The sequence below is a fragment of the Lwoffella lincolnii genome (assembly GCF_037201985.1).
Lineage (GTDB): Bacteria > Pseudomonadota > Gammaproteobacteria > Pseudomonadales > Moraxellaceae > Psychrobacter > Psychrobacter lincolnii.
Genome location: NZ_CP147511.1, coordinates 333,632 through 356,502, shown reverse-complemented (window position 1 = coordinate 356,502; position 22,871 = coordinate 333,632). Strand labels below are relative to the sequence as shown.

Annotated in this window: 19 protein-coding genes; 6 read left to right on the top strand and 13 right to left on the bottom strand. The window is 44.1% G+C overall.

Annotated elements, in window-relative coordinates:
- Positions 1-12: 12 nt before the first annotated feature.
- Positions 13-969, bottom strand: coding sequence for an Hsp33 family molecular chaperone HslO (locus tag WDM69_RS01610; protein WP_078307423.1), 957 nt, complete (start codon positions 967-969; stop codon positions 13-15).
- Positions 970-1,223: 254 nt separating this feature from the next.
- On the opposite strand from WDM69_RS01610, the gene WDM69_RS01605 reads away from it, so the two are divergent.
- Positions 1,224-2,537: an NAD(P)/FAD-dependent oxidoreductase gene (locus tag WDM69_RS01605; protein WP_078307581.1), complete on the top strand. Its 1,314-nt coding sequence runs from the start codon at positions 1,224-1,226 to the stop codon at positions 2,535-2,537.
- A 1-nt stretch (position 2,538) separates the two neighbouring features.
- Here the strand turns inward: WDM69_RS01605 and WDM69_RS01600 are convergent, their stop codons facing one another.
- From WDM69_RS01600 to WDM69_RS01580, 5 genes are all read right to left on the bottom strand, one after another.
- Positions 2,539-3,258: a pantothenate kinase gene (locus tag WDM69_RS01600; RefSeq protein ID WP_338755538.1), complete on the bottom strand. Its 720-nt coding sequence runs from the start codon at positions 3,256-3,258 to the stop codon at positions 2,539-2,541.
- Between the two features lie 11 nt (positions 3,259-3,269).
- On the bottom strand, positions 3,270-4,361 hold the full coding sequence (locus WDM69_RS01595) for a biotin--[acetyl-CoA-carboxylase] ligase (protein WP_338755537.1): 1,092 nt from the start codon (positions 4,359-4,361) through the stop codon (positions 3,270-3,272).
- 64 nt (positions 4,362-4,425) lie between these two features.
- Positions 4,426-5,121 carry a fumarylacetoacetate hydrolase family protein gene (locus tag WDM69_RS01590; RefSeq protein ID WP_078307418.1) on the bottom strand — a complete coding sequence of 232 codons (696 nt, stop codon included), beginning with the start codon at positions 5,119-5,121 and terminating at the stop codon, positions 4,426-4,428.
- Positions 5,122-5,231: 110 nt separating this feature from the next.
- Positions 5,232-5,963, bottom strand: a complete 732-nt coding sequence (locus WDM69_RS01585) for an ABC transporter permease (RefSeq protein WP_078307416.1) — start codon at positions 5,961-5,963, stop codon at positions 5,232-5,234.
- Positions 5,964-5,972: 9 nt separating this feature from the next.
- Positions 5,973-6,722, bottom strand: coding sequence for an ABC transporter permease (locus WDM69_RS01580; protein WP_078307414.1), 750 nt, complete (start codon positions 6,720-6,722; stop codon positions 5,973-5,975).
- 616 nt (positions 6,723-7,338) lie between these two features.
- Here WDM69_RS01580 and WDM69_RS01575 point away from each other — a divergent pair.
- Positions 7,339-8,778 carry an alanine/glycine:cation symporter family protein gene (locus tag WDM69_RS01575; protein ID WP_143823303.1) on the top strand — a complete coding sequence of 480 codons (1,440 nt, stop codon included), beginning with the start codon at positions 7,339-7,341 and terminating at the stop codon, positions 8,776-8,778.
- A gap of 177 nt (positions 8,779-8,955) precedes the next feature.
- Here WDM69_RS01575 and WDM69_RS01570 read toward each other — a convergent pair whose 3' ends face one another.
- The 4 genes from WDM69_RS01570 to WDM69_RS01555 all read right to left on the bottom strand — a co-directional run bounded on the left by WDM69_RS01570 (position 8,956) and on the right by WDM69_RS01555 (position 12,751).
- Positions 8,956-9,828, bottom strand: a complete 873-nt coding sequence (locus WDM69_RS01570; protein ID WP_338755844.1) for an ABC transporter substrate-binding protein — start codon at positions 9,826-9,828, stop codon at positions 8,956-8,958.
- A 142-nt stretch (positions 9,829-9,970) separates the two neighbouring features.
- A complete protein-coding gene (locus WDM69_RS01565) occupies positions 9,971-10,819 on the bottom strand; it encodes a transporter substrate-binding domain-containing protein (protein ID WP_078307410.1) in 849 nt (282 codons plus the stop codon).
- An 81-nt stretch (positions 10,820-10,900) separates the two neighbouring features.
- The gene (locus WDM69_RS01560; protein WP_143823310.1) at positions 10,901-11,671 is read right to left on the bottom strand and encodes a transporter substrate-binding domain-containing protein; all 771 of its coding nucleotides are present in this window, start codon (positions 11,669-11,671) and stop codon (positions 10,901-10,903) included.
- 216 nt (positions 11,672-11,887) lie between these two features.
- Complete coding sequence (locus WDM69_RS01555; protein WP_078307406.1) at positions 11,888-12,751, bottom strand: ABC transporter ATP-binding protein; 864 nt, start codon at positions 12,749-12,751, stop codon at positions 11,888-11,890.
- A 628-nt stretch (positions 12,752-13,379) separates the two neighbouring features.
- On the opposite strand from WDM69_RS01555, the gene WDM69_RS01550 reads away from it, so the two are divergent.
- Positions 13,380-13,985, top strand: coding sequence for a tetratricopeptide repeat protein (locus WDM69_RS01550; protein WP_240494893.1), 606 nt, complete (start codon positions 13,380-13,382; stop codon positions 13,983-13,985).
- A gap of 134 nt (positions 13,986-14,119) precedes the next feature.
- Here WDM69_RS01550 and WDM69_RS01545 read toward each other — a convergent pair whose 3' ends face one another.
- Together WDM69_RS01545 and WDM69_RS01540 are read right to left on the bottom strand one after the other, a co-directional pair.
- On the bottom strand, positions 14,120-14,377 hold the full coding sequence (locus tag WDM69_RS01545; RefSeq protein WP_078307404.1) for a YfhL family 4Fe-4S dicluster ferredoxin: 258 nt from the start codon (positions 14,375-14,377) through the stop codon (positions 14,120-14,122).
- A 1-nt stretch (position 14,378) separates the two neighbouring features.
- The gene (locus tag WDM69_RS01540; protein WP_338755536.1) at positions 14,379-15,089 is read right to left on the bottom strand and encodes a YdcF family protein; all 711 of its coding nucleotides are present in this window, start codon (positions 15,087-15,089) and stop codon (positions 14,379-14,381) included.
- Positions 15,090-15,211: 122 nt separating this feature from the next.
- Here WDM69_RS01540 and radC point away from each other — a divergent pair, with 122 nt between their 5' ends.
- The 3 genes from radC (at position 15,212) to phbB (ending at position 20,108) form a co-directional block, all read left to right on the top strand.
- A complete protein-coding gene (radC, locus tag WDM69_RS01535) occupies positions 15,212-15,892 on the top strand; it encodes a RadC family protein (protein WP_338755535.1) in 681 nt (226 codons plus the stop codon).
- Between the two features lie 197 nt (positions 15,893-16,089).
- On the top strand, positions 16,090-19,140 hold the full coding sequence (locus tag WDM69_RS01530) for an acyl-CoA dehydrogenase (RefSeq protein ID WP_338755534.1): 3,051 nt from the start codon (positions 16,090-16,092) through the stop codon (positions 19,138-19,140).
- Positions 19,141-19,340: 200 nt separating this feature from the next.
- The gene (phbB, locus tag WDM69_RS01525) at positions 19,341-20,108 is read left to right on the top strand and encodes an acetoacetyl-CoA reductase (RefSeq protein WP_338755533.1); all 768 of its coding nucleotides are present in this window, start codon (positions 19,341-19,343) and stop codon (positions 20,106-20,108) included.
- 129 nt (positions 20,109-20,237) lie between these two features.
- On the opposite strand, the gene WDM69_RS01520 is transcribed toward phbB, so the two are convergent.
- Positions 20,238-22,760: a TonB-dependent receptor gene (locus WDM69_RS01520; RefSeq protein WP_338755532.1), complete on the bottom strand. Its 2,523-nt coding sequence runs from the start codon at positions 22,758-22,760 to the stop codon at positions 20,238-20,240.
- Between the last annotated feature and the right edge of the window lie 111 nt (positions 22,761-22,871).

The window sequence follows — 22,871 nt, the reverse complement described above, 5'->3', positions numbered from 1 at the left end:
AGCAAATACATTTTAAGCAAACAGTGCTGACACATCGTCTTTGTCAAACTGATACACTGCCCCACAAAAGCCACAATCCATGGTAATCACACCTTGTTGTTGGCAGATGGCTTGTGCCTCTTGTTCACCAATTTGCAAAATGCCCGCTTCACATTTGTCATAAGAGCAAGTACACGCAAAACTCAATGGCACAGGATTTGGCATGACCAAATCTTCTTCATTGTACAAGCGATACAAAATTTCATTGGCAGCTAATTTGGTCAATTCATCATCTTTAATTGTGCCAGTTAAAATAGACAGTCTTGACCATAGGTCATCATCATTGCCAAGCTCTGCTGTCAGTCGTTCTTGTTCATTTAATGGCAACATCTGCACCAAAATACCCCCTGCCTGCAAGCCATCACAGCTTAGGCAGATGAGTGTTGGAATTTGGGCAGATTGATGTTGGTAATGTGCCAAACAATCTGCCAGATTGTCATGGTTACGTTCAACAATGCCTTGATAAACATCACCTTTTTCGGAATGAATGTTAATAAACAGTACCCCTTTGCCCTGCTCTCCTAACTCGGCAAACGCATCGTTGGCACTGATTTTATTTTTCCATGCTTGTTGTTGTTCGGTGGTGTGCGATTGCCAGCTTGCCAATCCACGTACATGCCCTTGATGGTCACATTCTGCCATTGCCCAGTTAAGTAAGCTGTTATCATCAGATGATTGCAGTTGAATGGACAAGCGACCGTTTATCTTTAATGTGCCAATCAATAGGCTTGTGGCACAAAGCATCTCACCAAGCAACCTTTTTATGGCTTCTGGATAATCTTTTTGGGCAATGATGCTGGCAAAACTGGACTTTAACCGCACCACATCACCACGCACGGGCGAGTTTTGAATAAAAAAACGTTGACGCAAATCAGTCATGTCATAAATGGGGCGTTGAATGGGGGTTTGGTGATGGTTTTTATTGGGCATGAATTGTCTCTATTGGCATTGTTGGTATTGCTGGCATTGCGGATTGTTCATATTGTGGGTATTGTGGGTTTGGCAGTCATCTGAGTATTCATTTTACTTTATTTCATTTCATTTTAATATGGGGCATTGACACAAATTGCAATGTGGTTTTTATCACCAACCCATCGGATAAAGCCACTTTTTTTCTGACAATTTTGCTACAATCAACACCACCATCAGCACATAATGACAGCAGACAAAAAATGGGACACTTTATGCAAGCCAATGATTTGAACACCACAAAACCTGCCAACACACCATCAGCAAACCATCAACCTAACAACCAATATGACGGCAAACCCAATAATCATCAAAACCACATCGTCATCATTGGTGCAGGGTTGGCAGGTTGGAGCGTGGTTGATGCCATTCGAGCCAAAGATAAAGAGATTGGCATTACGCTCATCACCGCAGATACGGCAGACCGTTACCATAAGCCCATGCTGTCTACTGCCATTAGCCAAAATAAAACTCGTAAACAGCTGATACGTAACACAGGCACAGAGGCGGCGGCAACTTTAGGCATTACCTTAATGACGCACACATGGGTTACCGCCATTGATGCCAAAGAACATCGGTTAAGCTTGCTGAATCAAGCATCTTCACAATCAAACTTATCCAAACGTTCACAAAAACATGATGAAAAACACCACACCACGTTGGCCTATGATAAATTGGTGATTGCCACAGGCGCTTCGGTTGCCTTACCGCCTAACTTTGCAAAATTTGATAAAGACATTCAACAGAATCTATGGCATGTCAATCACCTTGATTGCTTCGATGCGTTGCAAACCGCTTTAAGTCAAGGCACCAGTCACATTGCCATCATCGGTGCGGGCATGGTTGGTTGTGAAATGGCAGAAGACCTAAACAACGCAGGTCATCATGTCAATTTGATTGACACACACCCAGCCCCACTTGCCAGTTTGTTGCCACCCATGGCCACCACTCGCCTTGCTGATGCGTTACGCAAAAGTGGTATTACGCTATGGCTAGGGCAACAGGTCAGTAACATCACCCAAGCCAATGACAACAACTTAGCCTATCAGCTGACGCTCATTCCCTTTGACAGCCATACAAGTGATACAACAAAAATGGTCAGCTTACAAGTTGACCATGTCATTGTCAGCACAGGTCTAAAAGTAGATTCCCAGTTTATCGCCAGCTCAGGGCTTGAGTATCACCCACGCACAGGCATTGTGGTTGATGAAACCACCCTACAAACCAGCATGGCGGATATTTATGCCATTGGTGATTGTATGTCCATCGGTGGGGTGGCTTGTCGGTATGTTGCCCCTTTAAGAATGCAAGCGACCACCATCGCTGATGACATCTTGGGCAATGAACACGCAGGCTATCAACACAAATCACCGATGATACGCCTAAAAAACAAAAGCATTTCTATCATCGCCACAGGCACACCCAATGGTAGGGGTCATTGGCAAAGTGTCAGCGATGACATGGACGGTCTAAAACTTGAACAAATCGACAATCAGCAAAACGTGGTGGCAACCGCAACCATCAAATAATTCAGCCAAAAAACCGCATTAACCCATTTAACAACAAATCATGACGGACGTGTGCCGTTTGGTTCAGATGTGGGCTAATCAATGACGCATCACCCCCTGTGATGATCAGTTCATAGTTGGTATGACGGCGATGTATCTCATTGACCGCACCCACCACTGATAGCAAGACACCACGATGCACCGCCTCAGATGTGGTAACTCCAACGTGAATGCTGTCAAACTGCCCAAGCAAAGAGCTGATTTGTCTTGTGCCTGAAAACAGAGCATCACGCTGTAGATATAAATTGGGAAAAATATAACCACCCAAATGCTCAGCATGATCAATCAAATCAATGGTCAATGCCGTACCACAACCCACAATGCACTGTCGACGACGGCAATCCACCGCCCCCAACATCTGTAGCCAACGGTCAACACCCAATTGGTTAGCGTCATAACGACTGACCAATAACCGATGATTGGACTGCACCTGCACAAATTCAAAAGGCATGCTAAGCCCAGTTAACGTATCAGCCACATTGGCATTGATGGCATCACCAAGCACCGAAGACACACCAATGAACTCAGGGGCATACCGCTCGATACGGTCAGTCAAACCCATAAGCAACTCAGCAGGGGCAAGCAGATGCTCCTTGGCATCGGCTTCAATGATTTGCCCAACATCATCTACCAACCAATATTTTAAACGGGTGTTGCCCAAATCCAGCCAAAGTTTTGCCATGTGTTTTTTCCTTATCTGCTGTCATCACAAGCAAATGCGTTTGGAATACTACCTGTCAATAAGGCGTGTATCTTACCGCCACCATCTGCCACCTGCAAACGCCCATGACGGTCAATGCCAATTGCCCGACCTGTCAGCATGGTGTTATCATCATTGGCGCTATCACCATTAAAGTGGTTCAAACGGTCTGAACGTACCTTTATCCGCTTGCCTGCCAGCACATCAACCTTGGCAAATTCACGCAAAAATTCATCAGAATATCCCCCCCCATCTTGAGGTTCACCTACTTTAGATTCACATATTAATTGGTCATGAATGAGTAAGGCATTGAGACACGCCATTAACACAGGACGGTACAAATCTTGCGGACTGACTGGTAAACAGTTAGGCAGGTTGCACATGTCAATCAACGAATTTAACCCTACTGCTTGATGCCCCATGTTTTCTTGCTGAGCTGAAGTCAGCGTTGGAGGGTTTTGCACATTGATGCCAATTCCGATGACCACACCTAAGCGTTTTCCTGCCCGCTGTACTGGCTCAATCAAAATGCCTGCTAATTTGTAAAACTGTAATTGATGACATGGTGATTGATGACATGGCAACACCTTATCAAAGTGTGATGACGTGTGCATATTGTTGGGTTGATGGCTTTTGACAACATGATAAAATCCCACGTCATTCACCCATTTTACCCCAATGTTAGGTAAGCTTTGTGATAGGCGGTGTCTATTGAGTTGGCGAATGATGGACATGTTTGCCAACTGCTGTCCGACACACAGTGATAACAGACCTGTGATGGGAGCAGTGAGCGATAAAATGTTGGCACTAAAGGTTGCTTTTGCGGTGGTTAATGGGTGGTAAAAAGAAAAATACAGATTGCCTTTGGGTGATTGCCAGCTTCTGCCATGCTGACCCCGACCAGCACTCTGGCTGTCTGCCGTTAATATGGCTGGTTGTGTGGCAGGCAGGCCTGCATTGAGCAGTTTTTCAATCAGTTCGCTGTTGGTAGAGAGCGAATTTGTGACATGTTCATGACACTCTGACAAAATATACTGAGCAACACACTCAATGGCAGTGATATGAGCAATGGATATTAGCGACATAAACAACCTTGGTTATTAAAGCTTAAATCAATCAAATTTAAATCAATCAAACTTAAACATGACACTAAACCACATCAGCAAAATATGATTCATCTTGCAACACCATTTTTAACCGTTGTCCTTTTTTCAACACCCCCACCCCACTCGGTGTGCCTGTCATCAGCACATCACCTGATTGCAGACCAAACGCATGACTGGCATCACTGATAAGTCTAGGCAAGTCAAATATCATCAATGATGGATTACCTTGCTGTGTCAGCACATCATCAATCCAAAGCTGATATGTCAGTTGACTAAAGTCATCTGTGCATTCACCCAAACCCATAGGCAACCAATCACCCAACACGCACGAGCCCATAAAGCATTTAGCACGCTCCCACGGATATCCTATTGCCTTTAACTCAGTTTGCAACTCACGTAAGGTCAAATCCAAACCCACCGTCACGCCAGCAAGCAAACCATTTTGTAAGCCATCACACACCTGCTTCACATCAGCATGGTACACATCTTGAGCCATCTGTACACACAATTCAGTTTCATAATGCACAGCATATGAGCGTTGCCTCGGCACATCATCAAACACAGCATTAATCCGCCCATCATCTGACAAATATTGCACGGTAGATGCAGGTTTGATAAATAACATCGGCGTGTCAGGCACATCATTACCCAACTCTTGGGCATGGGCGACATAGTTACGCCCCACACACACCACTTTGCCAATATTGGCAGGTTGATTGCTGTCTGGAATGTCATTCATGGCATGGTCCTTTTATGATGGTTGATGATGAATGTCTTAATGATGATAAGTGCCTTGACAAAAAAACCGCCAACATGGGGTTGACGGAAGAAAACTGATAGAAAATTGGTTCAAATTTTTGGTATGGTATTGGTTGCCACATCAGGAGGCACATAATGATGATGCCTATTAAAACGCTTCTCAAGCAAGCGAAAGCCAAACAAAATTATCCATGACAATATCAAATACAATATCCCAGCAGCAAAATACATCTCAAACACCGTATAAGTACGAGCAGAAATGGTCTTAGCCACACCTGTGATGTCCATCAAAGCAATGGTCATGGCAAGCGAACTGCCTTTTAGCATAAAAATCACTTCATTGCTATAAGCTGGCAACATGATGCCAAACGCTCGTGGAATGGTGATTCGAGTCAACTTTTGCATGGGTGACATGCCAATGGCATCTGCCGCTTCTAATTCCCCGTCAGGAATGGACTCTATCGCCCCACGGATAATCTCTGCCACATAGGCACTGGTGTTTAAGGTAAACGCAATAATGGCACACCAGTAGGGTTGTTTCAACACCGAATCCCACAAAACCGAATTGGTAACAAACTCAAACTGTGATAAGCCATAATAAATCAAAAACAGCTGTACCAACAGTGGTGTGCCACGAAAAAAGAAGATATACAAAAATGGTAAAGTTTTTACCCAAAGGCTATGATGCACCCTAAGCAATGCCAATATCAAACCAAAAAAAAGCCCCAACAACACAGAAATGGTCATCAGCTCAACTGTGATAATCAGACCTTCTAGTAGCTTTGGCATCGAATTGATGATGACGTTCCAATCCCACTGCATCGCTGTCTCCTATGCCTGTGCTTGCTGGTTATTTTTGTTTTTTAAGTGACGTTGTAGCCGTTTTTGTCTATAACGATAACGTTTGGCAGGATTGGCTCGCCATTCAAGCCACATCATCACCGCCGTAACAATCACCGTTAAGACCAAATAAATCAATGCCGCTGCCATATAAAAAGTAAACGCCTGCTGAGTGGATTGAGCCGCCCGAGAAGCTTGATACATGATGTCCTTTAGCCCAACCACTGATACCAGTGCTGTGTCTTTTATCAGTACCAAAAACAAATTACCCAAACCAGGTAAAGCCAACTTCCATACCTGTGGCAAAATAATCCGCCAAAACGTTTGCGAAGGACGCATGCCCACTGCTTTGGCAGCTTCCCATTGTCCTTTATCCAACTCTTGGATTGCCATACGCAACACTTCGGTGGCATACGCTCCAAATGCCACCGACAACGCCAACACCCCAGCCCAAAACGCACTGAGCTCAACATAGTCATGATGACCCAATGACTCTAGGATAGCCGTCAAAATCATCTGACCGCCAAAATATAAAAACAACACCAACAGCAGTTCAGGAATGCCACGCATCACCGTGGTGTACAAATTAGCAAACTGGCGAAACAGCCAAATATTTGAACGTTTACCTGCCGCTCCGAGTAAACCCAGCACCATACCAATGGCGAGGCTGGTCAATGCCAACTTGATGGTGACCCATGCTCCGTTAAATAATAAATGCCCAAATCCTTGTAAATCAAACACAATCGTTCTCTTCTGTGGCAGTCATGGAAAGTGCATAAGGCTTATTTTTGCTTACCTGTATCATTAACCTCCCTAAGACTGGTCAAGTCACAGATGACAATTTGCCCATACAAATTTGTAAAATAAGACATGAGTTTAGCACACTGTGAAATTTTGTAAAAATAAAAATAACAAAATTCAGCCAAGTTTCCTGATAAGTCCATACCGAATCATGGGCATTGACTTGTCTGTTACTCTATTACCATGTCTTTGATGTCTTGTCTCTGATGTCTTGCTTTTAGCCCATTATGCACAAAAAAAGCCAGTGGAAACATATGCACTGGCAAAATATTTTTTATCACCCATTTTTTATCACCCATGTGTGTATTTACCAACAACCAGCAAAATAACTTTAATATGTCGCAATAAAGTTAATATATCGCAACATAAGTAAATAAATACACAAATAACGCCTGACACTCACATTTTATGTTAATATTTGCAACCATGCGTCTTTAGCCATTCTCTATTAGGCACCCTAATGTGTCATTGTGCATTTTAAGGCATGTGCATAAAGACCTTTGATTGATTCAGCCATCTTAAAACATCATCTGTCTTAAAATATTAGGGAATGACCATGTTTGACTGGTTTCATGCTTTTGTCGATTGGGGTAATGGCATTATTTGGGGCTACTTACTCATTTATTTATTGATTGGGGTGGGACTGTATTTCACCGTCGCCACCCGTTTTATGCAAATTCGCCACTTTGGGCATATGTGGCAACTGCTCAAAATATCCAACCACGGTGCGCGTGCAGGTGGCATCAGCTCATTTGAAGCCTTGATGACTTCACTGGCCTCACGGGTCGGCACAGGTAACTTAGCGGGTGTTGCCATCGCCATTTATTTGGGTGGACCTGGAGCGATTTTTTGGATGTGGATTACCGCTTTGGTTGGCATGTCCACAAGCTTTGTGGAATCGGCATTGGCTCAGGCCTATAAAGTACCACACACCGATAACATCTATCGAGGTGGCCCTGCTTATTATATCGAAAAAGGACTTGGTCAGCGTTGGTTGGCAATTTTGTTTGCGTTGAGTTTGTTGGCTGCTTTTGGTCTGGCTTTTAATGGTGTACAAGCCAATACCATCGCCCAAGCAGTCAACGAAGCCTTTCATATCCCCACTTGGGTAACTGGCATTGGGCTGGTGCTGTTAACTGCCCCTGTGGTGTTTGGTGGCATGAGGTCAGTGGCAAGGGTGGCTGGTAAGATTGTGCCTGTGATGGCAATTTTATACTTACTATTAGCCGTATTTGTAATCATCACCAACCTACCCCAACTGCCATCAGCCATTACTTTGATTTTTAAATCTGCTTTTGGTCTTGAACAGGCAGCAGGTGGGGCATTGGGCTATACCATCGCCCAAGCGATGATGAATGGCATCAAGCGTGGACTGTTCTCTAACGAAGCAGGTATGGGCTCTGCCCCCAATGCTGCCGCCACCGCTCAGACTTATCCCAATCACCCTGCCACACAAGGCTTTATGCAGATGCTTGGTGTGTTTATAGACACGCTTGTCATCTGTACCGCCACCGCTTCCATCATCATTTTGTCTGGCGTGGTTGACCCCAATGTCGAGCAAGAAGGCATTCAACTCACTCAATTGGCATTATCTCAGTATGTGGGTAATTTGGGAGTATACTTTATTGCGGTTGCCATTTTCTTCTTTTCATTCACGACCATCATTGCCAACTACAGCTATGGTGAGTCCAACATTGAGTTTATTGCAGGACCTAAGGTTGCTAAAGTGGCAGTGATGATATTGCGAGTGGCAGTATTGGCGATGATATTCATCGGCTCAATCGCCAACCTACAAGCCGTATGGAACTTTGCGGATTTATCCATGGGGTTAATGGCATTAATCAACTTGGTTGCCATCGTTTGGCTATCACCTGTTGCCTTTAGGGTGTTAAAAGATTATGAACGACAGTTAAAATTGGGTAAGCACCCTACCTTTGACCCAAATGACTTTAAAAAATTGCGTCATGAAGCTAATCGTGATGCTTGGGACGATTAACCATCTGCTTATTATCACAAAAAATCCCCACTTAATGTAAGTAGGGATTTTTTGTGCAATGAACAATCTGACCAAAAAAACATTCAGGCTCAGTCATTCAAGCTCAGTATTGACTTTCGCTGCTTGTTTTCATTGCTTAATTTAGTTGCTTACTGGCTCTGTTGGTTTGGCAGCCATTTAATCCGATGGGTTTGCTTCAGCTTCAATACTGTGTGTATTGGCATCATGTGTATTGGCACTGTGCGTGTTATGTTCTGCCAGTTTCGGGAAGTTTTTGGCAACGATGTCATCGTATTTACCATTGGCTTTAATGGCAGCAAGGGCAGCATTGAATTTATCCTTTAATTCATTATCCCCTTGGCGGACAGCGATTGCCATTTGATCGTTGATGTCAATATCCCCACCTTTAAGCTCAAAATCATCAGCACTTGGTGATGCCAACCAATCCAAAGCAGGCAATTTATCTGACACCATCGCCCCAACCCGCTCATTACCTAAGTCAATAAAGGCGTTGTTTAAGGTATCATATAAGCGACTTTTGGCATTGGGGTGTTTCTGCTCTAACCACTGCGATGAAATGGTTGAACGCTGAGCAGCAATTTCGGTATTGGCAATGTCATTGGCATCATTAGGGTTAAAATGACTGTCTTTTTTTGCCAAAAACACCAAGCTATTGGTGTAATACGGCTGGGTAAAATCCACCTGTTGTTGTCTGTCTGGAGTTACCGACATGGCAGCAACAATGGCATCATATTTTTTTGTTTTTAAACTTGGAATGATGCCTTCCCAATCTTGGGCAGAGATGTCACATTTAACCTGCATTTCATCACACAGGGCATTGGCAATGTCGATGTCAAATCCGCCCAAACTGCCGTCAGCATTGGTAAAGTTAAAGGGGGCATATGACCCTTCGGTGGCGATGCGTAACACAGCAGCATCATTTGTTGAGCCAGCAACGTCGCCTGTGCTTGCATTGTCTTTAGGCGAACAAGCAGTTAAGCCTAAGCCAAATAAAACAGTTGTCAACAACGCCACGGATTTACCTTTCATTGACCAGTTCAATAAAAAGGCACTGGATATTGGCTTTAGTATGGATTTTGACATAGACATTTCCTTATATCTAACAAAAAAAGGATTCACACCATTTGCAATTTGCACTAAAGTCAAACGGCATCTGATGTAAATTTATAAATTATTGAGTAGGCACAGCACCTGCCTCACCAAAATATTCGTTATTAATGCGGTCATACGTTCCATTGGCACGAATGGCATCTAATGCCATGTCAAACTTGCCTTTAAGCGGATCACCCTTACGCACGGCAATGCCCATGGAGTCATTACCTGTGGAGATGATTTCACCAACCTGCTCATAGTCCGATGCTGCTTCTGTGCCTAACCAGTTTATTCCAATGATTTGATCAACAAGCATGGCATGCAAACGACCATTGGTCATGTCAATAAAGCCATTTTCTTGGGTATCGTATAATTGAATGTCTGCCTTGGGATATTTATCCGCCAAATATTGAGATGACACGGTAGAACGCTGAGCCCCAACTGCCTTACCATCTAAATTATCTAACGTAATCCCACTGCCCACTTTGCTGATAAGAATAATGCCAGCTTCAAAGTATGGATTGGTAAAATCAACCACTTCCAAACGCTCTGGGGTAATGGACATGCCAGCAATGGCAACATCGAACTTTTTAGATTTTAACCCAGGGATTAAAGCGTCCCAATCTTGTGAGCGAATCTCACAAGTGGCCTTCATCTCGGTACATAGTGCATTTATTAAGTCAATCTCAAATCCCACTTCTTTACCACTGGCATCTATATAGCTAAAGGGAGGATAGCTAGACTCGGTTGCCACTTTGATAACATCGCCGATAACCTCACCTTGGGTATCACCACCAGCAGGGGTGTCCGTGCTGGTGGTGTCTGTGGCGGTGTTTTGACTGTTGTTACAACCAACCAATACCAAGCCTGCCAAGCAAGCTGTCAGTGTGAAGGCTTTGTGAGACAATACGCCAGATAAATTTGTCATAAAATTTCCCTATTCATTGTTAAACCATTTATGTGATGCTGTTATCGTATAGCAACATACGCCAGACTGCAAGTAAGCAAATCATTGAGCAAAATGTTGCTGCTCAAGTTGTGCTAATTTGCCATTGTTTTTAAGTTCCGTCAATGCTTTATTAAATTTTTCTTTTAAAGCATCTGCTTGACGCACAGCAACAGCGATGTTGTCATTGTTATCAATTTCATCACCCACGATTGTGAAGTGAGCATTGTCTTTAAGCCATGTTTGTGCTGAGACTTTTTCAGCAAGCACGGCATCACTGCGGCCTGATGCCAAGTCCAGATAAGCATTTTCATACGAATCATAAAGATTGACTTGGTTGCCATTTTTGCCATCATAATGCTCAAGCAAATATGCCCCCGGCGTTGTGGAGCGTTGACCACCTAAATTAAAGCCATTGATGTTATTGACATCAAACCCCTTATCTTTGGCAGCCATCCATACCATGGTATTGGCAAAATAAGGCTGTGTAAAGTCTAGTCGTTGTTGGCGTTCAGGGGTAACAGACATGCCTGCGATGATGGCATCGTATTTTTTTGCCAATAGTCCTGGGATAAGACCGTCCCAATCTTGAGCGACAATGTCGCAATTTGCCTGCATTTGTTGGCACATGGCGTTGGCAACATCAACATCAAAACCGCCCAAACTGCCATCTGCATTGGTATGGTTAAACGGAGGGTATGCCCCTTCAGTGGCGATGCGAATGGTTACGCCTGTGGGGGGGTTGGTATTGACATCTGTGCTGTTGTTATCGGTATGTTTGGTGGGGTTGGCATGACTTGCATCATCACAAGCACTGAGTGCGATGACGCTCATCAGTGCCAATGTGGCAAGTTTAAGCCTGTTAGTAAGTTTGAGACCGTTGGCGATTTTTGTTGATACAGTTTCTACATTCATCATTTTTTGCCCTGACTTAATTCATATGTCAATATGATGTCATTATCCATAAAAAATAGGCGAATGATAACTGAGCAAGGGCTTAAAAACAAACGCTTTTATATGATAAATCGTTATGGTTAGCATAGCCGAATGTTAGCTATGCGAAGCCATAAACTCTTGTACTCTCACTGATTTTGGGTTGTCAAAAACTTCTTGTGGTGTCCCCATCTCCTCGATGCGCCCTTTGTGTAAAAACACCACTTGGCTAGACACTTCACGGGCAAAACGCATCTCATGAGTCACAATCAACATGGTACGCCCTTCTTCTGCCAGCTCACGCATCACCGCCAGCACTTCATTAACCAGCTCAGGGTCAAGTGCTGAAGTCGGTTCATCGAACAACAACACTTGAGGTTGCATCGCCAACGCACGGGCAATTGCCACCCGTTGACGTTGACCACCTGATAAATTACCAGGGTAAGCATCTTGTTTGTCTAATAGCCCAACTTTATCCAGCAGGGTTTTGGCTTGGTTAATGGCTTGCTCTTTGGGGACTTTAAGGACTTGAGTTGGCCCTTCGATGATGTTTTGCAAGATGGTTTTGTGCGGCCAAAGGTTAAAGTTTTGGAACACAAAGCCCACTTTGGCACGAAAAGCATCTAACTGTTTGCTGTTGGCGGCTTGTAAATCACCTGATTTGCTTGGCTTTAGTATCAACTCTTCATTGCCTAGGTGAATTTTGCCTTGCGATGGGTTTTCAAGCAGATTGATACACCGTAATAAGGTAGATTTGCCTGAACCCGACGAACCTAAAATCGAAATCACATCACCGTCATAAGCGGTCAGCGACACGCCTTTTAATACTTCAAGTGAGCCATAACTTTTATGGATATCATCTAACTGTAACGCAATGGGGCGTGAGTGAGTGGGGTGCGAGTGTGGGCTTGTGTTTGGGGTACTTGTACTTGGGGCGCTTGTGTTTGGGGCAATGGTGCTTGGGGTAATTAAGTTAGTCATGGCAGTCGTCATTGATTTTTACGTCGTTAGCGGGTGAATGGTTGGCGGGTGAATGTCCATATTTTATGCTGTCAATGATACGATAATTGACAGTCGTTTATGATGATAAATTATTGTCGCTGAAGCAGCATTAAAACACAAGTGCCATCGCATGTCATCACATTAAACAACATGTCATCACATTAAAAACCTAAAATCATAAAAATGGGCGTTTGGGTCATGGATAACAATGGATAACATGCGCAGCTGGCTTATCACACTAAAAGCCAATCTTGCTTAAGTGTCAAGGCATTCTTACTTAAGTATTGCTGTAGTAATTGGTTACAATCTTACTGTGTCGTTACAATATAAAAATACGAGAAAAATAAATGCTAAGTCGTTGATTTCACTATGATTTTACGCCATCATGGTGTTTTATGGATTGTAACATTGTGCATGGCTTAGGTTAAAAAATGTTTGAGTTGAGCAAATGGGAATGTTAAGCTAGGGGTATGTTTTGGCTAACATTTGTACACTCAATTGTGTGTTTAGATATGCCAAGTTAATGTTGGCTCAGCAAATGTTAGTTTTTGTTTATTAAGCTTCTTATTTATCGTTTCATGCTTATCACAGATAATAGGGAATTTTTATGGCGTTTTTTAAGATGACCGTTAAGACGACAGTAAAGGCAGTATTGATGACCGCTGTTCTGAGCTTGGCAAGTGTATCACAAGCTGAACTTATCTCAAATGTGCCACTGGATTACTCTCGTTTTGACTTAATGGGTGCTGAACAGTTGGTACAACTTGCCAACCAAAATAACCAACATGCTCAGTTTTATTTGGCAAAACGCCTACAAAAAGGACAAGGTTTCACCCCCGACCCTGCCAAAGCAGTGCATTGGTATACTCGTGCTGCTAACCAGGGCGTTATCCCAGCTCAGCTAAACTTAGGCAAAATGTATGCCATGGGGCAAGGCGTGCCTGTTAATGAACAACAAGCTCGCTATTGGCTAGAAAAAGCCACCATGCACGGCGACAACCGTGCCAGCTATCTGCTCGCCATGATTGAAGAAAAGCAACAAAAACTGGTTGATGCCTATAAATGGTATGATTTGTCAGCTCGTGATGGCATGCTCGATGAGCGAGTACGCAATAAGGCTCGTGGTAAAATTGGTCAGCTGGCACTCAACCTAAGCTCAAAAGACATCACCAACGCTCGCAATCAAGCAACCAGCTGGCTGCAAAACAAATAAATCAACTTGGCTTCCCATTGCTTCCATATGACAGCCACATAACCAGCACATTACAAGCATTCACACATCACAAGCACATGATAAACGCCCCAATTATTTGGGGCATTTCAATTATTTAGGGCATTTGGGATTTGTTACTTATTCCAAATCTTACGGTATTTTGCTTCTAACGCTTCTGGGCTTTCGACACGTTCGGGGTCTTTGATGATGCAATCAATGGGGCAGACTTTATCACAAGTGGGCTCATCATAAAAGCCCACGCATTCGGTGCATAAATCAGGGTTGATGACGTAAGTTTTTTGTCCTTTTTGGTCATAGCTGATGGCATCATTGGGGCATTCTGGCTCACAGATGTCACAGTTAATGCAGTCTGTTGTTATCTTCAATGCCATGTCAATATTCTCCTAAAAGCCAGCCACTAATACAGGCAAAATACTCACGAAACCACGCATTATAACGGATTGATGACGGTGTTGCACTTGCCACCATGCTCACCTGCTCATAGCCTTGATGATGAGCAATGGCAGATGCACGAATGGTATGAAAATCACTGGTAACAATGGCAATGTGGTCATGCAAGCCAATGCCCTGCTGGTGCAAAATCGCTTGGCTAAATTTTAGATTTTCTTCGGTGCTGGTACTGCGTCTTTCTTGATGAATGGCAGCCACTGGCACACCATGTATGCGTGTCAGATAGGTTGCCATGATTTCTGCTTCACTTTGGTTTTTACCCCGCGCTACCCCTCCACTGATCACCAACACCGCCTTAGGGTGAGTGTGATACACATAAACGGCGGTGTCTAAGCGGTTTTCCAGCGTGGGTGTGGGCTTACCTTCTGTCGTGCCTGAGCCTAAAATAATGATGGCAGACAAAGGTGTATGCGACTGCACCACATCACTTGTCATTCGCTGTTGTAATGCTACAAAAAACAACCCCAAACTTACCACCCAAGCCACAAATCCTATCCATGCCAGCCACCATAAGCGATTTGCCCATCGGTTTAATCGCCGACACACCGCTAGGCGTTGCCAATAAATGCCCAGCCACAACAACACAACCGCTAACAGAAACAGCACAACCGTGCCAAAGTGGATTTTTCCCATAGGTCATGAAAATTGACTATAATGATTTCAGATGGGTGAAATGTACCATTTTTATATGGTGTTCGCCATGTTCATCTAAATACACAAAACTGACATACATAAAACTGACGGTAAACAAACTCATGGCAATCAAAGACTGGCACGAAGATGACCGCCCCAGAGAAAAGTTATTAAAATTGGGCGCGTCTGCTTTAAGTGATGCAGAAATTTTGGCGATATTTTTGCGGACAGGGACAAAAGAACAATCCGCCATTGAGCTGGCTCGTTGGTTGATTGAGCAGTTTGGCAGTTTAGCAGAGCTGTTATCCGCCCCCAGTCATGCGGTGCTGGGGTGTCATGGCATTGGCACTGCCAAATACGCCCAAATGATGGCAAGTTTGGAGATGGGTAAACGCTATCTGGACAGTCAGCTAAAAACAGGGCAACCACTTAACCAATCACAACTGGTCAAAGATTATGTAACAACACAGTTAAGAACCCAACCCAATGAAGTTTTTGCGGTGCTCTGTTTGGACAGTGAGTTAAGGCTGATTGATTATCAGGTGTTGTTTGTCGGTGGGATTACCCATTGTTCGGTGTGCATTCGCCAAGTGTTAAAACACGCCTTAAGCCACATTGCCACATCACTTATCATCGCTCACAACCACCCCCAAGCAGATGCCACACCTTCTGTTGCTGACGACAGCTTAACCAAAGATTTGTATCAGGCTTGTCGGTTAATTGACATTGATTTGATTGACCATATCATTGTTGGCAAAAATGCCACTTTCAGCTATGCCGAAAGCGGTCATTCTCCCTTTTGAGTTTTATTTGAAATATTTGGCGGTTTGGCGAGTTGTTTGGCTGTTTATGTAGTCATTTGGTTATTTGGTGGTCATTTGGCCATTTTGTTACCCAGTATGTATTGAATCCCATCTGACTAGCCTTTAAGCTAGCATTTAAGGTTGAATGCTTGGTATTTTAGTATTTGTATTTGATTGCTTTTTGGGAAAATGTGTCTATGTTTGCTTGGATATGGTTGCTGTTGGTAATTGCACTACAGTTAGTTGCATTGGTATTGATATTTTTATGGCAACCGCCCCGTATGATGGCAACGGTCATCTTAGCCGTGGTGGTTTTGGTAACGGGGTTTTTGACCCCTTGGTCGTTACTTTTGGGCATACCGTTATTACTGGCTGCTTTGGTGATTACCATTGATACGCTTCGTCAAAACTGGATTATCAAGCCTGCCTATCACCATTTAAGTACTGCCATGCCTCCAATGAGCGATACCGAGAAAGAAGCTTTAGATGCTGGCAGCAGTTGGTGGGAAAAAGAGCTGTTTATGGGCAAACCAGATTGGCAGACATTTGCTAATTATCCCTACCCCACATTGACAGCACAAGAGCAAGCTTTTTTAGATAATGAAGTCAACACCCTATGTGCCATGGTCGATGAATGGCAGATTAACCAAAACAAAGGCTTAAGCGATGATGCTTGGCAATATATCAAATCTCAGGGGTTTTTGGGGCTTATCATTCCTAAAGAATATGGCGGCTTGGCGTTTTCTGCTTATGCCCAAAGTCGAGTGATGAGCAAAATCGCTTCTCGTTCGGTTACCACCGCCGTTACTTGTATGGTGCCTAATTCATTAGGGCCTGGTGAGCTGTTGATGAAATATGGCACAGAGGAACAAAAAAATCGATGGCTACCAGGGCTTGCCAAAGGCAAGGAAATTCCTTGCTTTGGGCTGACAGGCCCTGAAGCAGGCTCAGATGCTGGGGCAATCCCTGACACAGGCATTGTTGGTTTTGGTGAATATCAAGGCAAGCAAGTGTTGGGGCTGATGATGAACTTCTCCAAACGTTGGATTACCTTAGCACCCATTGCCACGGTGGTGGGCTTGGCGTTTAAGTTATATGACCCTGATGGGTTGTTGCCCAAATATTGTGCCAAAGAGCTTGGCATTGACACAGATGGCATTGACACAGATGGCATTGACACAGACAAGGCGCATAAAGTTGATTATGGCATCACCTGTGCGTTAATCCCCGCTGATCATGAGGGTGTGGTGATAGGGGGCCGTCATTCGCCAAGTGGCTCACCGTTTATGAATGGCACGGTAACAGGCTCACACGTGTTTATCCCACTGGATTTTATCATTGGTGGGGTGAAAAATGCTGGCAAAGGTTGGCGAATGCTGATGGAGTGCTTGGGTGTTGGGCGGGGCATTTCACTGCCTGCCCTATCAACCGCTAATGCAGAAATGGTGTATCTCACCACAGGGGCATTTGCCAAGGTGCGAGAGCAATTTAAGGTGTGTGTTGGTGAGTTTGAAGGCGTGCAAGAGGTCAGCAGTGACATCGCTGCCAATGCGTATCTACTCGAAGCTTTTCGCCATTTGGTTACTTGCGGTCTTGACCAAGGCGGTACGCCATCGGTGATGACCGCCATGGCAAAATACCACGCCACCGAGACCATGCGTGTCTCAACCAATCACGCCATGGACATCGTGGGTGGTCGTGGCATTCAACAAGGGCCACGCAACTTTTTGGCAAATATCTACCAATCCATTCCTGTTGCCATCACCGTGGAAGGGGCAAACATCTTGACCCGTTCATTAATGATATTTGGTCAAGGGGCAATGCGATGCCACCCATATCTATACGATGAACTACAACTGCTACAAACCAAGCCAACTGACAAAACCTTGGCTGACTTTGATAAACTGTTAACACAACATTTATCTTACAGTGCCAACCGTGCTGCCACCGCTTTTGTGGCAGGATTATTTGGTGGTGTAAACGACAGTCCTCCATTTGCTGACCATTTTAGCAAGCCTTATTATCGCCATATTAACCGCCTAAGTGCCGTTTTTGCCACCACCGCTGACATGGCGTTGGGCATTTTAGCAGGGGATTTAAAACGCAAAGAGATGCTATCAGGACGATTGGCGGATATCCACTCACAACTGTTTATGATGACAGCCGTGCTACAATTTTATGCCCACGGTTCACAAAGCCAAAGTGAACAGCAACATGCCAAGCTGGCATTGGATAAAGCACTATATGCCATTCAAGAAGCATGTTTTGATTTGTTTGCCAATTTTCCCAACCGTCTACCAGCCACGTTGGTTAAGTTGTTGACCTTCCCACTTGGTCGCTCGTTTGCCAAACCCACCGATGAACAGCGTCGCCAACTTGGCTCATTGTGGCTGACCGATGCTGATGATAATCCCTTTCGTCAGCAACTTAAAACCATGGTCTATTATCAAACCGACGCCGATGACGTAACAGGACGCTTAGAAAACGCCTACCAAAAACTGCTTGCCATTGAACCGTTATGGAAACGCTTTAAAAAAGCCGAAAGCAAAGGGCAATTTACTGGCATCAGCTTTGAAGACCATGTGGTAGCAGCGGTGCAAACAGGGTTTATCAGCGAAGAAGAATCAGAAGCCTTAATTGACTATAACGGCTTGCGATTTGACAGCTTGTTAACCGATGTGTTTGATGAGACACTCACGCAAGTACAGTACCGTCATAACCCACATAGCCCTGAAAACGCCATCAACAATCTGACGGCATATATGAAACGCACCATGGGCAATCTGCAAGCAACCACATCACCCCAAATCACTGACCCAAACTCATCAGTCCTTGATGTGCATGATGGCACGTCAATGGCATCAAATCAGCCGCCAAGTCAGCCACCAAGCCAACCAATGCCACAAGCCCAACCACCCATTCAAACACAACAAGCATTGTCACACTCACAACAAATAATATCAGCATCTTTTGACCATTCTTTGACATCAAACAATGATGATAACGATGGCAATGATAATCATCATATTAACCATAATGACCTTGGCAACACCACTGTGGTGCTAACAGATGACCCCTCATTGACCGATTATGCCCATCAAACCATTGACGAGCCAGCCATTGATGAGGAAAAATCATCTCAAGACAATGAGCATATAAACAGCCCATTAAGCGAGCGTGAAATGGATGCGGTGGACATCTTAAACATGCGTATGCGACAAAGACGCAATAAACGCTCACAAGATTAGTCAAACTTTGCTAAATTCACATGCCAAATTTACCCAAATTTACATAACAAAGTAGGCATTTGGCAAAATTTAGGCTAATATGAGAACATTACCACCTGATTTTGCAATGTTTGTCCGATGCCAGGAAGGTCATGGACAAGCGTTGCGTGGTAATCGTTTTTAAATCACATCATGCAATCAACGCAATGGAGAAAATAACCATGAATCACAACACCCCAAACACAAACAAACAACCCATCGCTTTAGTCACTGGTGCATTGGGTGGTATCGGCACTGCCATCTGTCGCAAATTGGTGGATAACGGCTATCAAGTCATTGCCACTTTAAGCAAACACGACCCAGAACGTATCCAACAGTGGTGTGAAGATTATGGTTTTAACCCTGATGATTTTGAATTCATCGCTTTAGATGTCAGTAACCATGATGATGCCACCCAACTGTTAGAAGCCACCTTAAACAAATATGACAGCATCGATGTTCTAATCAACTCAGCAGGCATCACCCGTGACAGTACCTTTAAAAAAATGACCTTTGAGCAGTGGAAAGAAGTCATTGATACCAACCTGACTTCACTGTATACCGTGGTACGCCCTGTGTTTTTACGCATGCTTGAACAAAATCACGGTCGCATCGTCAACATAAGCTCAGTGAACGGTTTGCGTGGGCAATACGGACAGACCAACTATTCTGCCACCAAGGCAGGCATCATTGGCTTTAGCAAAGCATTGGCACACGAAGGTGCAAAATCCAACGTTACTTGCAACGTGGTTGCCCCCGGTTACACCATGACTCCCATGGTTGCCAAAGTTCCTGAAAAAATACTTGATAAAATTCGCACCAGCATTCCCATGGAGCGTCTGGCAGCTGCTGAAGAGATTGCCGCTGCTTGTATGTATTTGATAAGCCCTGAAGCCATCTTTGTAACAGGTGAGACAATATCGGTCAATGGTGGGCAGTACATGTCCTAAACAGCAACCTACCAAACAGTAACCTGAGTAAAAAAACGCATCATATTAAAACATGATGCGTTTTTTTTGGTTTTTTTAGATGAGCCATTAGCCACTGCCCTTAATGACTAACTGTTAATGGCTGACCATTTAATAGCTGACATTTGCCCCGAGCATAAAGTTTCGCCCCATTTGTGGCATGTCTGGGAAAAATGTCTCGTGAGCAAAGACTTTATCATTTAATAGATTGTTGGCATTAAAAAATACCTGAACCGAGCCTGCTTGATGGCTTGGCTTGTGCTGATAGTTAAGCCCCAAATTCACCAAGTTATGAGCTGGGGTTGGGCGTTCAAAATTCGCCAATTTATCTTGTTTGAAGGTATGGCGATATTCCAAAGACCCTGACCAATTTGCATTAACATTGGCGGTTAATTTCATGCCAAGGCGTTTTGGTGGCAGTCTTGGCGTATGGCTGTCTGGCTGTTTGATGAGAGGACGGTTGCCATACGCATCGGTTCTGCCTTGTTTGTCAGGCAAATTGGTGAGTTTGCCACGAATATAATCACCAAATAACGCCACATGATACACATCATTAATCTGATAACCGATGTTGGCATCAAATCCATAAAATTTCGCCGCTGCTTGTTCATAGCGTGCGGTTTTTAAGTCTTTATCATGACGCATGCCACGCAAACCTTGCTTATACTGCGACAATGTTTGTAAAAATACATAGTTATCAAAATCATAATGATAGCCACCAAGACGGTAATCCCATTTATCACCTTGAAATGTCAGCCCCAAATCAATGTTGTTGGATTTTTCTTTGTTTAAAAATCGGTTACCAATTTCAAAAGAGTTGGTGGCAAGGTGCATGCCGTGAGCATACAATTCCTGAGCATTGGGCAGGCGTTCTTGATGCGACAGATTCAGCGATAATTTATGTTTGGGCGTTAATTGTAAATGCGTCCCAACAGCATACGAGCGTGCAGTTTGTTTTTGGGGGTTTAAAGTACCACTGTCAAGCAATCGTTTAAAGCGTATGTCTGGTTCATGAGCGGTTGCCAAACCTTTGTCCAAGCTCTGATAAATGGCTTTTTTATCATAATCCATGGTGATGGTTTGTTTCTCAATGCGAGCGGCGGCGTCAACTGTCAGCTTGTCATTGGGCTTGTATTCTTCAAACCAAAACACACTGCTTGTCTTGGTTTTATTATTGTGCAAGATGTTTTGGGTGTCTTGTTTATTGCCATCTTCATAACGAGGTGGCACAAGTCCGCTATTTTTTGAGGTGAGATAACCGATCCCAAACACCCCGCTAAACTTGCCCATCGGCGTATGAATGGGGGTATGTGAGGCTTCCAGACGCCACACATTGGCTTGATTGTCAAAAAAGCTGGTCTTCTCACCCCCATCTATCTCATCATGATGATAATCCGCTTTGCCCATGCTGGCTCGGATTTTATCAATGCCAGCAAACGGTGCATGGATTTGCCCTTGCACATCATAACGCTTCATTTTCAAATCAATCCACGGTTTGCCATGCTCGTGGTCGTGGTCATGAGCATGGTCATCATGTGTATGGCATTCAAGCCCTGCATTGTCAAACTCTAAGTCATCATTTTCCATCAAAAAAGGATACAAACGCAAATATGGCTTGTATTGTAAGGCGGACTGAGAAATGCCATGTACGCTACATTCTTCATATTCATGTGAATGGTTGGGCAGGCCATATTTGTCTCGGCGTAAGTTCACCGACGCCCCCAAAAAGCCTTGATTGCCAACCCATGACACGCCAAGCGTTCCTGCGTTTGATTTGGCATGGCTGTCTGGCAGATGTTTTAAGGTGTCTTTATAGATGAATTCTGGCTGAGTGTCATCGTATTCAGATTCTTCGTTAAAGACAAGGCGGTCAAAGCGTGGCGTTTTATAGTCTGCTGCTTGTTTGGACAGCCCTGCAACACGCACTGCCACATGTTCTCCCAGTGGGGCTTCGGCACTGGCGGTGATTAATTTTTCACGGTTGGCACTGCTAAGACGCACCGCCGCATCACCTTGTAATTTGCTGGGCAATTTGCTGGGTATTTTGTCATCAACGACATTGACCACGCCTGCTGAGTTGCCAGAGGCGTACAACAAGGCACCAGAGCCTCGCACAATCTCCACCTGTTTTGCCAGTGTGGTATCCACCGCTATGGCATGGTCTGGCGATAACCCAGACATGTCCACAACCTCTGAGCCGTTTTGTAGGATTTTAAGGCGTTTACCCTCCTGCCCACGAATGATGGGGGCTGATGCACCGCCACCAAAATGGTTAGAATGAACACCAAGCTCACCTGCCAAAGCATCACCTAGGGTGGTTGCTCGTTGTTGCAACTCACTTTTATGAATCAAAACACCTGACACATTAGGGCTTTCACCCAATAAGTGACTGGTGGCAGTGTCATTATTATCTGAAGTAAATGTTAAGGCATTTAGTTGAACCAAGGGCAGTTTGGCATTAGAAGGGTGATGGTTTGAGTCTGTGGTTGCGGTTGGGTCTGTGGCTGCATGGGCTGACGATACGCCCATGCTCAAATGAATGATGCTGACATTGATGGCAAACAATGCTTTTGGCAATGCTTGCGACAATGCTTGAGATAAAGAAGACTGGGTGAAATGGGTAAAATTTTTCATGATGATAGGTCTATGATGGATAACATGGGTTGGTTAATATGAAATGATTAAACTAAAACGTTATATTATTACATTTTACCAAAAAAACCCAGTTTTCATAGCTTAACCATG

Bases quoted from the DNA above. Each gene is read 5' to 3' on its own strand.
- WDM69_RS01600 (WP_338755538.1), bottom strand. From the start codon at position 3,258: ATGGCAAAACTTTGGCTGGATTTGGGCAACACCCGTTTAAAATATTGG.
- WDM69_RS01530 (WP_338755534.1), top strand. From the start codon at position 16,090: ATGTTTGCTTGGATATGGTTGCTGTTGGTAATTGCACTACAGTTAGTT.
- WDM69_RS01585 (WP_078307416.1), bottom strand. From the start codon at position 5,963: ATGCAGTGGGATTGGAACGTCATCATCAATTCGATGCCAAAGCTACTA.
- WDM69_RS01540 (WP_338755536.1), bottom strand. From the start codon at position 15,089: ATGGGAAAAATCCACTTTGGCACGGTTGTGCTGTTTCTGTTAGCGGTT.
- WDM69_RS01595 (WP_338755537.1), bottom strand. From the start codon at position 4,361: ATGTCGCTAATATCCATTGCTCATATCACTGCCATTGAGTGTGTTGCT.
- WDM69_RS01605 (WP_078307581.1), top strand. From the start codon at position 1,224: ATGCAAGCCAATGATTTGAACACCACAAAACCTGCCAACACACCATCA.
- WDM69_RS01570 (WP_338755844.1), bottom strand. From the start codon at position 9,828: ATGAAAGGTAAATCCGTGGCGTTGTTGACAACTGTTTTATTTGGCTTA.
- WDM69_RS01550 (WP_240494893.1), top strand. From the start codon at position 13,380: ATGGCGTTTTTTAAGATGACCGTTAAGACGACAGTAAAGGCAGTATTG.
- WDM69_RS01590 (WP_078307418.1), bottom strand. From the start codon at position 5,121: ATGAATGACATTCCAGACAGCAATCAACCTGCCAATATTGGCAAAGTG.
- radC (WP_338755535.1), top strand. From the start codon at position 15,212: ATGGCAATCAAAGACTGGCACGAAGATGACCGCCCCAGAGAAAAGTTA.
- WDM69_RS01545 (WP_078307404.1), bottom strand. From the start codon at position 14,377: ATGGCATTGAAGATAACAACAGACTGCATTAACTGTGACATCTGTGAG.
- WDM69_RS01520 (WP_338755532.1), bottom strand. From the start codon at position 22,760: ATGAAAAATTTTACCCATTTCACCCAGTCTTCTTTATCTCAAGCATTG.
- WDM69_RS01555 (WP_078307406.1), bottom strand. From the start codon at position 12,751: ATGACTAACTTAATTACCCCAAGCACCATTGCCCCAAACACAAGCGCC.
- WDM69_RS01575 (WP_143823303.1), top strand. From the start codon at position 7,339: ATGTTTGACTGGTTTCATGCTTTTGTCGATTGGGGTAATGGCATTATT.
- WDM69_RS01565 (WP_078307410.1), bottom strand. From the start codon at position 10,819: ATGACAAATTTATCTGGCGTATTGTCTCACAAAGCCTTCACACTGACA.
- WDM69_RS01560 (WP_143823310.1), bottom strand. From the start codon at position 11,671: ATGAGCGTCATCGCACTCAGTGCTTGTGATGATGCAAGTCATGCCAAC.
- phbB (WP_338755533.1), top strand. From the start codon at position 19,341: ATGAATCACAACACCCCAAACACAAACAAACAACCCATCGCTTTAGTC.
- WDM69_RS01610 (WP_078307423.1), bottom strand. From the start codon at position 969: ATGCCCAATAAAAACCATCACCAAACCCCCATTCAACGCCCCATTTAT.